This is a genomic window from Serratia sp. TSA_130.1 (genome assembly GCF_052691795.1).
Genome location: NZ_JBQZFS010000007.1, coordinates 199,759 through 212,387, shown reverse-complemented (window position 1 = coordinate 212,387; position 12,629 = coordinate 199,759). Strand labels below are relative to the sequence as shown.

At 63.5% G+C, this 12,629-nt stretch carries 8 protein-coding genes; 5 read left to right on the top strand and 3 right to left on the bottom strand.

Annotated features, from left to right (window positions below; all coding sequences use genetic code 11):
* Positions 1–21: 21 nt before the first annotated feature.
* Positions 22–1,032, bottom strand: coding sequence for an AraC family transcriptional regulator (locus ACUTQY_RS21275; RefSeq protein WP_033644051.1), 1,011 nt, complete (start codon positions 1,030–1,032; stop codon positions 22–24).
* Between the two features lie 271 nt (positions 1,033–1,303).
* Here ACUTQY_RS21275 and yegD point away from each other — a divergent pair, with 271 nt between their 5' ends.
* Both yegD and ACUTQY_RS21265 read left to right on the top strand, forming a co-directional pair.
* Positions 1,304–2,656: a molecular chaperone gene (gene yegD, locus ACUTQY_RS21270; RefSeq protein ID WP_033644053.1), complete on the top strand. Its 1,353-nt coding sequence runs from the start codon at positions 1,304–1,306 to the stop codon at positions 2,654–2,656.
* Between the two features lie 51 nt (positions 2,657–2,707).
* Entirely contained in the window at positions 2,708–3,274 is a 567-nt protein-coding gene (locus ACUTQY_RS21265; RefSeq protein WP_033644054.1) for a GNAT family N-acetyltransferase, read from the top strand.
* Here the strand turns inward: ACUTQY_RS21265 and ACUTQY_RS21260 are convergent.
* Both ACUTQY_RS21260 and ACUTQY_RS21255 read right to left on the bottom strand, forming a co-directional pair.
* Entirely contained in the window at positions 3,271–3,888 is a 618-nt protein-coding gene (locus tag ACUTQY_RS21260; RefSeq protein ID WP_046687628.1) for a pyridoxamine 5'-phosphate oxidase family protein, read from the bottom strand. The genes ACUTQY_RS21265 and ACUTQY_RS21260 overlap by 4 nt on opposite strands.
* 61 nt (positions 3,889–3,949) lie before the next feature.
* On the bottom strand, positions 3,950–4,903 hold the full coding sequence (locus tag ACUTQY_RS21255) for an aldo/keto reductase (protein WP_046687629.1): 954 nt from the start codon (positions 4,901–4,903) through the stop codon (positions 3,950–3,952).
* Positions 4,904–5,172: 269 nt separating this feature from the next.
* Between ACUTQY_RS21255 and ACUTQY_RS21250 the strand changes: the two genes are divergently transcribed.
* From ACUTQY_RS21250 to mdtC, 3 genes are read left to right on the top strand one after another with little or no spacing between them, the layout of a single operon-like run.
* A complete protein-coding gene (locus ACUTQY_RS21250; RefSeq protein WP_033644057.1) occupies positions 5,173–6,426 on the top strand; it encodes an MdtA/MuxA family multidrug efflux RND transporter periplasmic adaptor subunit in 1,254 nt (417 codons plus the stop codon).
* Positions 6,426–9,545, top strand: a complete 3,120-nt coding sequence (locus tag ACUTQY_RS21245; protein ID WP_033644058.1) for an MdtB/MuxB family multidrug efflux RND transporter permease subunit — start codon at positions 6,426–6,428, stop codon at positions 9,543–9,545. The genes ACUTQY_RS21250 and ACUTQY_RS21245 overlap by 1 nt, the downstream gene beginning before the upstream one ends.
* On the top strand, positions 9,542–12,622 hold the full coding sequence (gene mdtC, locus ACUTQY_RS21240; RefSeq protein ID WP_103101644.1) for a multidrug efflux RND transporter permease subunit MdtC: 3,081 nt from the start codon (positions 9,542–9,544) through the stop codon (positions 12,620–12,622). The genes ACUTQY_RS21245 and mdtC overlap by 4 nt, the downstream gene beginning before the upstream one ends.
* Positions 12,623–12,629: the final 7 nt, after the last annotated feature.

The window sequence follows — 12,629 nt, the reverse complement described above, 5'->3', positions numbered from 1 at the left end:
AACGTGAACAGCGCCTCTCGGCTAATTCAGCCGCATCGCCTGGCGAGCCGCTTCCGGCGTTTGCCCTGTCCATTCGTGAAAGGCGCGGAAGAAAGAGTTCGGCTCTTCAAAACCGAGCAAAAAGGCAATCTCTCCGCTGGTAAGGGTCGAATGCTTAAGATAGTGGCGCGCCAATTTTTCCCGGGTGCCGTTGCTCAGCGAACGAAAACTCTCGCCCTCATCTTCCAGACGCCGCTGCAGCGTCCGGCGGCTCATGCCCAATCTTGCCGCCACCGCGTCGATGCCGGCGGTATTGCTGGGAATCAACTCCAGCAGCACCGCACAAACGCGCTCTCCGGTGGTTGCCGTGGCGTCCAGTTCACTGAGGCGACGACGCAGCTCGGGTTCGAAAACGCGCCACATGCCCTCATTCACTGTCAAAAAGGGACGCAAGGCATCTGCGGAGGAGAAAGTAATACCCGGCCCTGCCCCAGGCGTTACCGCGCAGCCGAAGAAGGCTGCCAAGGGGCGTGAAAGGGCTGCAGGCGGCAGTTCAGGCAAGGTGATACGGCGCGCTTTTACCGGTTCGCGCGTGGCAAGCTGCGCCAGCCGAACATAAAATGCCAGCTCAGCCACCAGTAAAGACGCCGGTACCGCCTCCTCCGCCAACAACCAGCGGGGTGAAATCGTCATTTCGCCTTCAGGGCCGATGGCGAGCTCCAGGCTCATCGGCGCCGTAAGTTGCTTGTATTTCGCTAACCGCTGGACAGCTTGCGCCAGATTGGCGCTGCACAGGGCGGCGAATATCGGAGGGTCAAACGATTCCGTTGACATCAGCGCAACGATTTTCAACGGAAACAACGGGTCGCCCGTTCCTTCCTCCATCGCGCGCCAGAAGCGGAAATATTCTTCCGTAGTGATCCCTTCAGCGGTGCGTGACAACAGATCTTCAGGCAATGCAGCCCGGCGTAAAACATCCGTCGGCTGGAGCCCCAGATCTTTCAGCAGGGTTCTCCAGCCGATATTCATGAGAAAGGTCGAGTTGCGCGTCATGAAATCCTCATCACAGAGTCATAGGGAAAGGCATTCCCCGCTCGGAATACCTGTTGAGTATAAAGAAATGGCGTGCGTCTTGATGGGCGAAGCACGCCATTTTCATAGCCGACTGTGCCATTGCTGCGGCTTGAGCGTTATCCGCACTGAGAAAGTTCGCGCAAGCCGCCGCGCCCGCTAAATTTTTCGACACTCGCGCATTGGCGCATTGCCCGCCGGCCCCGTCTCGGGTAAAGTCGCCCCCCTTCATTGGCATGGGGACAAAAAAGAGATGTTTATTGGATTCGATTACGGGACAGCCAACTGTTCCGTTGCAGTGATGCGCGACCACGGCCCCGAGCTGTTGACGCTGGAAAACAACGCGCCCTATCTGCCTTCGATGCTGTGCGCGCCGACCCGCGAAGCGGTGAGCGAATGCCTGCACCGCCATTGGCAGATCCCGACCGGCAGCGAAGAAAACCAGCAGCTGCTGCGCCGCGCCATCAGTTACAACCGCGAAGAAGACATTCCGGTCAACGGCGACAGCGTGCTGTTCGGCCTGCAGGCGCTGGCGCACTATATGGAAGATCCGGAAGAGGTGTATTTCGTGCGCTCGCCGAAGTCCTTCCTCGGCGCCAACGGCCTGAAACCACAGCAGATCGCGCTGTTCGAAGACCTGGTGTGCGCCATGATGTTCCACATCAAACGCCAGGCAGAAAATGTGCTGCAAACCGGCATCGATCAGGCAGTGATCGGCCGGCCGATCAACTTCCAGGGCATCGGCGGCGACGAAGCCAACCGGCAGGCGCAGGGCATTCTGCAACGCGCCGCCGAACGCGCCGGTTTCAAGGACATTGAATTCCAGTTCGAGCCGGTGGCGGCGGGGCTGGACTTCGAAGCGACGCTGAGCGAAGAGCAAACCGTGCTGGTGGTGGACATCGGCGGCGGCACCACCGACTGCTCGGTGCTGCTGATGGGGCCGCAGTGGCGCAACCGCGCCGATCGCCAGCAGAGCCTGCTGGGCCACAGCGGCTGCCGGGTCGGCGGTAACGATCTGGACATCATGCTGGCCTTCAAGCAGCTGATGCCGCTGTTCGGCCTGGGCGGCGAAACCGCGAAAGGCATCGCCCTGCCGGCGCTGCCTTACTGGAACGCGGTGGCGACCAACGATGTGCCGGCGCAAAACGATTTCTACAGCGCCGCCAACGGCCGCGTGCTGCGCGATCTGATCCTCGACGCGGCGGAGCCGGAAAAGGTCAAGCGCCTGCTGAAAGTGTACCAGCAGCGCCTGAGCTACCGATTGGTGCGGGCGGCCGAAGAGAGTAAGATCGCCCTGTCCGGCCAAACGGCCATCAGCGCGCCGCTCAATTTCGTGCAGGCCGATCTGGCGGAGAACATCAGCCAGGATCAGCTCGCCGACGCCATCTCGCAGCCGTTGATGCGCATTCAGGAGCAGGTCAGCGCCGCGCTGGCCAGCAGCCAGACCGCGCCGCAGGTGATCTACCTGACCGGCGGCAGCGCGCGTTCGCCGCTGCTGCGCGCCGCGCTGCAACAGCAGCTGCCGGGCATTCCGATCGTCGGCGGCAACGACTTCGGCTCGGTCACCGCCGGGCTGGCGCGCTGGGCGCAAACGCTGTTCCGTTGACAGCCCAAGGGCGCGGCTCGCCGCGCCCTTGTTCATTGGAGGCTATGCATCATGTCGACCATCCTTACCCTCGACAGCGCCAGGCTACGGCTGCGCCCCTGGCGCGACGACGACCTGCCGGCCTTCGCCGCGCTCAACGCCGATCCGCAGGTCATGCGCTATTTCCCGGCGACGATGACGGCCGAGGAAAGCCGCGCGCAGGCCGAACGCATCCGCGCCTTCCTGCAACAGCACGGCTGGGGGCTGTGGGCGGTGGAAGTGAAAAGCGGCGCGCCTTTTATCGGTTTTGTCGGGCTGGCGCGGCCGGGCGACGATCTGCCTTGCTCCCCCTGCGTGGAGATCGGCTGGCGGCTGGCGGCGGCCCACTGGGGCAACGGCTACGCCGCTGAGGCGGCGCGCGCCGCGCTGGCGTGCGCCTTCGACACGCTGCATTTGCCGGAAGTAGTGGCCTTCACCGCCGAAGATAACCAGCCGTCGCGCCGGGTGATGACGCGCATCGGTATGCGCTTCGACGGCGAAACCTTCCTGCACCCGCGTCTGCCGGCGGGCCATCCGCTGCAAAAGCACGTCTTATACCGGCTGAATCGACAAACGTGGCGCGAACGCCACGGCGATTAATACAGCGTATCCTTCAGCCGCTGCGGCAGCGCGCTGTCGTACTCCTCACCGTCGAAGCGCGTTTGGCTCACCGCAGACAAAATAAGGCCGGGGCTGGGCAGCGCCGAACGCTCGAGGCGGCTGGCCTCTTCCCATAATCCCGAACGCAAGATCGCCCGGCTGCACTGGAAGAACACCGCCTCCACCCGAATGCGCAGCACCGAACGCGGCAGCTGGTTGCGGTAGACGAAGCGCTGCAACACCGCCGGCGCCACCACGATCTCCGCCCGCCCGTTAATCCGCAGCGTTTCGCCGATGCCGGGGATCAGCAGCAGCAGCGCCACCCGGCTGTCGTGCAGGATATTGCGCAGGCTGTCGATGCGGTTATTGCCGCGCCGATCCGGCAACAGCAAGGTTTTCTCGTCTTCGATATGAATGAAACCGGCCGGATCGCCGCGCGGCGAGACGTCCATGCCGTCCGGCCCCACCGTCGAGAGGGCGGCGAACGGCGCCGCCTCGATAAACGGACGGTACGCCGGGTGGATGTAGCTGACTTCTTTAAAAACCGAGGGCGCGGCGGGCTTGCCGTACAGCTGTTCCAGCGCCGCGAGGTCGTTGATGATATCGCCAGACATTGCAGTTTCCTGAATGAGTCATATTGACCCCTTCAGCATAGAGCAAAATCGCCGGCGGCTCTTACTCGGCGCTGGCGTGGTTCAGCGTCTGAATGTCGTCCGCATCCAGCGTCAGACGCGTGGCGCTGACCAACTCATCCAGCTGCGACAACGAGGTGGCGCTGACGATCGGCGCGGTGATGCTCGGACGCGCGATCAGCCAGGCCAGCGAGACCTGCGCCGCAGAGACGCCGTGTTTGCCCGCCACCTGATCCAGCGCCGCCAGGATGCGGAAACCGCGCGGGTTCAGGTAGCGTTCGACGATGCGATCGCCGCGCTGACTTTTGCCCTCATCCGCTTTGCTGCGGTATTTGCCGGTCAGAAAGCCGCTGGCCAGCGCGAAGAAGTTGATCACCCCGAGGCCATGGCGCTGCGCCACCCCCTCCAGCTCGGCTTCATACCCTTCGCGCGCATACAGATTGTATTCCGGCTGCAGGGTTTCGTAGCGCGCCAATCCGTTGCTCTCGCTCACCCGCAGCGCTTCTTCCAGGCGATCCGCCTGATAGTTGGAGGCGCCGATCGCCCGCACCTTGCCGGCCTTAATCAACGCATCGAACGCCGCCAGCGTCTCTTCCAGCGGCGTATCGCGGTCATCGTCATGCGACTGATAAAGATCGATATAATCGGTTTGCAGGCGCCGCAGCGAATCTTCCACCGCCTGCTGAATATAGCGCGGCGACAGACCCTGTTTGCCTTCGCCCATCGGTTTGCCCACCTTGGTGGCGATGATCATCTGGTCGCGCTTGCCGCTCTTCTTCAGCCATTCGCCGATGACGGTTTCCGATTCGCCGCCCCGGTTGCCCGGCGCCCAGCTGGAATAAACGTCGGCGGTATCGATAAAGTTGAGCTGATTGTCCACCAGCGCATCCAGCAGGCTGAACGAGGTCGCTTGATCCGCCGTCCAACCGAACACATTGCCGCCAAAGGTCAACGCCGGCACCTGAATGCCTGAGCGGCCCAATTCTCTGTTGCTCATCACCTGCTCCTGTGGGAAAAGATTCGCGGGTTAATTATTAGCGCCAACCAGGATAGAACGCTAAAACGGATTGGCTATAAGCTGAAACAAATCACTTATAAACATAGCACGCTCAAATCACCCACTTATTAGGACAATGCTGACGGTTCCTCCATATTTCCTTCATTTTTATGCCGTCCCCGCTGGCTAAACTAGTATCCTGTAAGGAGTGTCATTTTTGTGGTAATGAGTGCCCGCACCCCTGCCTTTTGGAGAGAATTTTCGCCGCCATGAATGCAAAACCCCAACGCCGTTCCCTGATGCCGCGCCTGCTGGTTGCGGCCATCCTGGTCATCGCCGCCGTCTTCGCCTGGCGTTATTTTAACGCCGCTCAACCGCCGGCCGGCACGGCCCCGGGCGCGCAGCAGGCCGGCGGCAAAGCGGGGGCCGGTCGCGCGGCGGGCGGGCGGCGCGGCGCGCCGATGTCGCCGGTGCAGGCCGCGACGGCCACGCAACAGACGGTGCCGCGCTATCTTTCCGGCTTGGGCACCGCCACCGCCGCCAATACCGTCACCGTCACCAGCCGGGTCGACGGCCAACTGATGGCGATCCACTTTACCGAAGGCCAGCAGGTCAAAGCCGGCGATCTGCTGGCAGAAATCGATCCCCGGCCGTTCCAGGTGCAACTGACCCAGGCGCAGGGGCAGTTGGCGAAAGATCAGGCCACGCTGGCCAACGCCCGGCGCGATCTGGCGCGCTACCAGCAATTGGTGAAAACCAATCTGGTTTCCCGTCAAGAGCTGGATACGCAGGCCTCGCTGGTGCAGCAAACCGAAGGCGCCATCAAAGCCGATCAGGGCGCGGTCGACAGCGCCAAACTGCAGATCACCTACAGCCGCATCACTGCGCCAATCGACGGCCGCGTCGGGTTGAAACTGGTCGACGTCGGCAACTACGTCACCAGCGGCAGCACCACCGGTTTGGTGGTGATCACGCAGACGCACCCGATCGACGTGGTGTTCACGCTGCCCGAAGGCAACATCGCCGATCTGCTCAAGGCGCAAAAAGCCGGGCCGGTGAGCGTCGAAGCCTGGGATCGCACCAACCAGAACAAGCTGACGACCGGTTCGCTGCTGAGCCTGGACAACCAAATTGATACCGCCACCGGCACCATCAAGCTGAAAGCGCGCTTCGCCAACGAAGACGACGCGCTGTTCCCCAACCAGTTCGTCAACGCGCGGCTGCAGGTGGATACCCTGCACGATGCGGTGGTGATCCCGACCGCCGCGCTGCAGATGGGCAACGAAGGCAACTTCGTCTGGACGCTCAGCGAAGACAACAAGGTCAGCAAACACCGGGTCACCGCCGGCGTGCAGGATAGCCGGCAGGTGGTGATCAGCGCCGGCCTCAACGCCGGCGATCGGGTGGTGACCGACGGCATCGATCGCCTGACCGAAGGCATGCAGGTGGAAGTGCTGGCGCCGAACGACGCGCCTGCGGCGTCAAAAGCCAAGCGCGAACCTGACGTTCAGAGGAAGTCCTGATGCAGGTGATGCCACCGACCCGCGGCGGCGGCCCTTCCCGCCTGTTTATCCTGCGCCCGGTCGCCACCACCCTGCTGATGGTGGCGATACTGCTGGCGGGGATCATCGGCTATCGCGCGCTGCCGGTTTCCGCGTTGCCGGAAGTGGACTACCCAACCATCCAGGTGGTGACGCTGTACCCCGGCGCCAGCCCGGACGTGGTCACCTCCGCCATTACCGCGCCGCTGGAACGCCAGTTCGGCCAGATGTCCGGCCTGAAGCAAATGGCGTCGCAAAGCTCCGGCGGCGCCTCGGTGGTGACGTTGCAATTCCAGCTGGCGCTGCCGCTCGACGTCGCGGAGCAGGAAGTGCAGGCGGCGATCAACGCCGCCACCAACCTATTGCCGAACGATCTGCCCTACCCGCCGATTTACAGCAAGGTTAACCCGGCCGATCCGCCGATCCTGACGCTGGCCGTCACCTCCACCGCCATGCCGATGACGCAGGTGGAAGACATGGTGGAGACGCGCGTAGCGCAGAAAATCTCTCAGGTGACCGGCGTCGGCCTGGTGACCCTGGCCGGCGGCCAACGCCCGGCGGTGCGTGTAAAACTGAACGCCGCGGCGGTCGCCGCCTATGGTCTGAACAGCGAAACCATCCGCACCGCCATCAGCAACGCCAACGTCAACTCGGCAAAAGGCAGCCTGGACGGCCCGACCCGCTCGGTCACCCTGTCCGCCAACGACCAAATGAAATCCGCCGACGACTATCGCCAGCTGATCGTCGCCTATCAGAACGGCGCGGCGATCCGCCTGCAGGATATCGCCACCATCGAACAAGGGGCGGAAAATACCCGACTGGCGGCCTGGGCCAACCAGCAACAGGCGATCGTGCTGAACATTCAGCGCCAGCCCGGCGTCAACGTCATCACCACCGCCGACAGCATCCGCGAAATGCTGCCGACGCTGATTAAAAGCCTGCCCAAGTCGGTCGACGTCAAGGTGTTGACCGATCGCACCACCACCATCCGCGCCTCGGTCAGCGACGTGCAGTTCGAGCTGCTGCTGGCGATCGCGCTGGTGGTAATGGTGATCTACGTGTTCCTGCGCAACGTGCCGGCGACCATTATCCCCAGCGTGGCGGTGCCGCTGTCGCTGGTCGGCACCTTCGCCGCCATGTATTTCCTCGGCTTCTCTATCAATAACCTGACGCTGATGGCATTAACCATCGCCACCGGTTTCGTGGTGGATGACGCCATCGTGGTGATCGAGAACATCTCGCGCTACATCGAGAAAGGGGAAAAACCGCTCGACGCCGCGCTGAAAGGGGCCGGCGAGATCGGCTTCACCATCATCTCGCTGACCTTCTCGCTGGTGGCGGTGCTGATCCCGCTGCTGTTCATGGGCGACATCGTCGGCCGCCTGTTCCGCGAGTTCGCCGTGACGCTGGCGGTGGCGATTTTGATCTCCGCCGTGGTATCGCTGACGCTGACGCCGATGATGTGCGCCCGCATGCTCAGCCACGAATCGCTGCGCAAGCAGAACCGCTTCTCCGCCGCCTCTGAGCGCTTTTTCGAGCGCGTGATCGCGCGATACGGCCAGTGGCTGAAAACGGTGCTTAACCACCCCTGGCTGACGCTCGGCGTGGCCGTGGGCACCCTGGCGCTGACGGTGTTGCTGTACCTGCTGATCCCGAAAGGCTTCTTCCCGGTGCAGGACAACGGCATCATTCAGGGCACGCTGGAGGCGCCGCAGAGCGTTTCGTTCAGCAACATGGCCGAGCGCCAGCAGCAGGTCGCGGCGCAGATCCTCAAAGATCCGGCGGTGGAAAGCCTGACCTCGTTCGTCGGCGTCGACGGCAGCAACGCCACGCTCAACAGCGGCCGGCTGCAGATCAACCTGAAGCCGCTGAGCGAACGCAGCGACCGCATTCCGGCGATCATCAGCCGGTTGCAGCAGCAAACGGCGCAGTTCCCCGGCGTGAAGCTGTACCTGCAGCCGGTGCAGGATCTGACCATCGATACCCAGGTCAGCCGCACCCAGTACCAGTTCACCCTGCAGGCGATGTCGCTGGACGATCTCAGCCTGTGGGTGCCGCAGCTGATGGATGAGCTGAAACAAACCCCGCAGCTGGCGGACGTCACCAGCGATTGGCAGGATCAGGGGCTGGTCGCCTACGTCAACGTCGATCGCGATTCGGCCTCGCGCCTCGGCGTCACCATGAGCGACGTGGACAATGCGTTGTACAACGCCTTCGGCCAACGCCTGATCTCCACCATCTACACCCAGGCCAATCAATACCGGGTGGTGTTGGAGCACGACGTCAGCGCGACGCCGGGGCTGGCGGCGCTCAATGAGATCCGTCTGAGCGGCAAGGACGGCGCCGTGGTGCCGCTGAGCGCCATCGCCAAAATCGAAGAACGGTTCGGCCCGCTGTCGGTCAACCACCTCGACCAATTCCCGTCGGCCACCGTCTCGTTCAACGTCGCCGCCGGCTACTCGCTCGGCGAAGCGGTAGACGCGGTCACCCAGGCGGAAAAAAATCTCGCCATGCCGAAAGACATCACCACCCAATTCCAGGGCGCGACGCTGGCCTTCCAGGCGGCGCTCGGCAGCACGCTGTGGCTGATTTTGGCGGCGGTGGTGGCGATGTATATCGTGCTGGGCGTGCTGTATGAAAGCTTCATTCATCCGGTGACCATCCTCTCCACCCTGCCGACCGCCGGGGTCGGCGCGCTGCTGGCGCTGATGCTGGCCGGCAGCGAACTGGACGTGATCGCCATCATCGGCATCATCCTGCTGATCGGCATCGTGAAGAAGAACGCCATCATGATGATCGACTTCGCGCTGGCGGCGGAACGCGAACAGGGCTTATCGCCGCGCGACGCCATTTATCAGGCCTGCCTGCTGCGTTTCCGGCCGATCCTGATGACCACGCTGGCGGCCTTGCTCGGCGCGCTGCCGCTGATGCTCAGCACCGGCGTCGGCGCGGAGCTGCGGCATCCGCTCGGCGTCTGTATGGTCGGCGGCCTGATCATGAGCCAGATCCTGACGCTGTTCACCACGCCGGTGATCTACCTGCTGTTTGACAAACTGGCGCGCAACACGCATCGCCAGCCGGATACGCAGGAGCTGCCGTGAAATTCTTCGCCCTGTTCATTCACCGGCCGGTGGCCACCACCCTGCTGACGCTAGCCATCGCCATCAGCGGCGCGATCGGTTTTCGCCTGCTGCCGGTGTCGCCGCTGCCGCAGGTGGATTTTCCGGTGATTTCGATCAGCGCGTCGCTGCCGGGCGCCTCGCCGGAAACCATGGCCTCCTCGGTGGCGACGCCGCTGGAACGCGCGCTGGGCCGCATCGCCGGGGTCAATGAAATGACCTCGATGAGCTCGCTCGGCAGCACCCGGGTGATTTTGCAGTTCGATCTCAGCCGCGACATCAACGGCGCCGCGCGCGACGTGCAGGCGGCGATTAACGCCGCGCAAAGCCTGTTGCCGACCGGCATGCCGAGCCGCCCCAGCTATCGCAAGGTCAACCCTTCCGACGCGCCGATCATGATCCTGACGCTGACGTCGGACACCTACAGCCAGGGGCAGCTTTACGATTTCGCCTCCACCCAGTTGGCGCAAAAGATCAGCCAGACCGAGGGCGTCGGCGACGTTTCCGTAGGCGGCAGCTCGCTGCCGGCGGTGCGGGTGGAGCTGAACCCTTCGGCGCTGTTCAATCAGGGCGTGTCGCTGGACACCGTACGGCAGGCCATCGCCAACGCCAACGTGCGCCGTCCGCAGGGCGCCGTCGAAAACCCGCAGCAACGTTGGCAAATCCAGGCCAACGACGCGCTGAAAACCGCCGACGCCTACCGCCCGCTGATCGTTCATTACAACAACGGTTCGGCGGTGCGGCTCGGCGACGTGGCCGAGGTCAAAGATTCGGTGCAGGACGTGCGCAACGCCGGGATGACCGACGCCAAGCCGGCGATCGTTCTGGCCATCAGCCGCGCGCCGGACGCCAACATCATCGAAACCGTCGATCGCATTCGCGCCGAGCTGCCCGCGCTGCAGGAAAACATTCCGGCCGCAATCTCGCTCAACGTCGCGCAGGATCGCTCGCCGACCATTCGCGCGTCGCTGGCCGAGGTCGAACAGTCGCTGGCGATCGCCATCGGGCTGGTGATCCTGGTGGTGTTCATCTTCCTGCGCTCCGGCCGCGCCACGCTGATCCCGGCGGTCGCCGTGCCGGTGTCGCTGATCGGCTCGTTCGCCGCCATGTATCTGTGCGGCTTCAGCCTCAACAACCTGTCGCTGATGGCGCTGACCATCGCCACCGGCTTTGTGGTGGACGACGCCATCGTGGTGCTGGAAAACATTTCCCGCCACGTCGAGGCCGGCATGAAACCGATCAACGCTGCGCTGCTGGGCGCACGGGAGGTCGGTTTCACCGTGCTGTCGATGAGCGTTTCGCTGGTGGCGGTGTTTATCCCGCTGCTGCTGATGGCGGGCCTGCCCGGCCGGCTGTTCCGCGAATTCGCCGTCACCCTGTCGGTGTCGATCGGGCTGTCGCTGATCGTCTCGCTGACGCTCACGCCGATGATGTGCGCCTATCTGCTGCGCCACCAGCCGGCACGTTCGCAGCGGCGCGCGCGCGGCTTCGGCAAAATGCTGCTGGCGCTGCAGCAGGGATACGGACGCTCGCTGAACTGGGTGCTTGGCCACTCGCGCTGGGTGCTGGCGGTGTTCCTCGCCACCATTGCGCTCAACGTCTGGCTGTATATCAGCATCCCGAAAACCTTCTTCCCCGAACAGGATACCGGCCGCCTGATGGGCTTTATCCAGGCCGATCAGAGCATCTCGTTCCAGGCGATGCGCGGCAAACTGGAAGATTTCATGAAAATCGTGCGCGAAGATCCGGACGTGGAAAACGTCACCGGCTTTACCGGCGGCTCGCGCACCAACAGCGGCTCGATGTTCATCTCACTGAAACCGCTGTCGGTACGCAGCGACGACGCGCAGAAAGTGATCGCCCGCCTGCGCGCTCGCCTGGCCAAAGAACCGGGCGCCAGCCTGTTCTTGATGGCGGTGCAGGATATCCGCGTCGGCGGCCGCCAGGCCAACGCCAGCTACCAATATACGCTGCTGGCGGATGACCTCGCCGCGCTGCGCGACTGGGAACCGAAGATCCGCGCCGCGCTGGCGGCATTGCCCGAGCTGGCGGACGTCAACTCGGATCAGCAGGATAAAGGCTCGGAGATGGATCTGGTCTACGATCGCGAGACCATGGCGCGTCTCGGCATTTCGGTGTCCGACGCCAACAACCTGTTGAACAACGCCTTCGGCCAGCGACAGATTTCGACCATCTATCAACCGCTCAACCAATACAAAGTGGTGATGGAAGTGGCGCCGCCTTACACTCAGGACGTCAGCTCGCTGGACAAGATGTTCATCATCAACAACGAAGGCAAGGCGATACCGCTCTCCTACTTCGCCAGTTGGCGACCGGCCAACGCGCCGCTGTCGGTCAACCATCAGGGGCTGTCCGCCGCCTCGACCATCTCCTTTAACCTGCCGGACGGCGGCAGCCTGTCGGACGCCACCGCCGCTGTCGAGCGCACCATGACTCAGCTCGGCGTGCCGTCCACGGTGCGCGGCGCCTTCGCCGGCACCGCCCAGGTGTTCCAGGACACCCTGAAGTCGCAGCTGATCCTGATCCTGGCGGCGATCGCCACGGTGTATATCGTGCTCGGCGTGCTGTACGAGAGCTATATCCATCCGCTGACCATCCTCTCCACCCTGCCTTCCGCGGGCGTGGGGGCGCTGTTGGCGCTCGAGCTGTTCGGCGCGCCGTTCAGCCTGATCGCGCTGATCGGCATCATGCTGTTGATCGGCATCGTGAAGAAAAACGCCATCATGATGGTCGACTTCGCGCTCGAGGCGCAGCGCAACGGCGGCATCAGCGCCCGCGAGGCGATTTTCCAGGCCAGCCTGCTGCGCTTCCGGCCGATCCTGATGACCACGCTGGCGGCGCTGTTCGGCGCGCTGCCGCTGGTGTTGACCAGCGGCGACGGCGCGGAGCTGCGCCAGCCGCTCGGCATCACCATCGCCGGCGGTCTGGTGATGAGCCAGTTGCTGACGCTGTACACCACGCCGGTGGTCTATCTTTACTTCGACCGGCTGCAGGCGAAGTTCCGCCGCAACAAGCAGCTGGCCCCGCTGCCGCACTAATGGCCGA

Bases quoted from the DNA above. Each gene is read 5' to 3' on its own strand.
- ACUTQY_RS21275 (WP_033644051.1), bottom strand. From the start codon at position 1,032: ATGACGCGCAACTCGACCTTTCTCATGAATATCGGCTGGAGAACCCTG.
- yegD (WP_033644053.1), top strand. From the start codon at position 1,304: ATGTTTATTGGATTCGATTACGGGACAGCCAACTGTTCCGTTGCAGTG.
- ACUTQY_RS21265 (WP_033644054.1), top strand. From the start codon at position 2,708: ATGTCGACCATCCTTACCCTCGACAGCGCCAGGCTACGGCTGCGCCCC.
- ACUTQY_RS21260 (WP_046687628.1), bottom strand. From the start codon at position 3,888: ATGTCTGGCGATATCATCAACGACCTCGCGGCGCTGGAACAGCTGTAC.
- ACUTQY_RS21255 (WP_046687629.1), bottom strand. From the start codon at position 4,903: ATGAGCAACAGAGAATTGGGCCGCTCAGGCATTCAGGTGCCGGCGTTG.
- ACUTQY_RS21250 (WP_033644057.1), top strand. From the start codon at position 5,173: ATGAATGCAAAACCCCAACGCCGTTCCCTGATGCCGCGCCTGCTGGTT.
- ACUTQY_RS21245 (WP_033644058.1), top strand. From the start codon at position 6,426: ATGCAGGTGATGCCACCGACCCGCGGCGGCGGCCCTTCCCGCCTGTTT.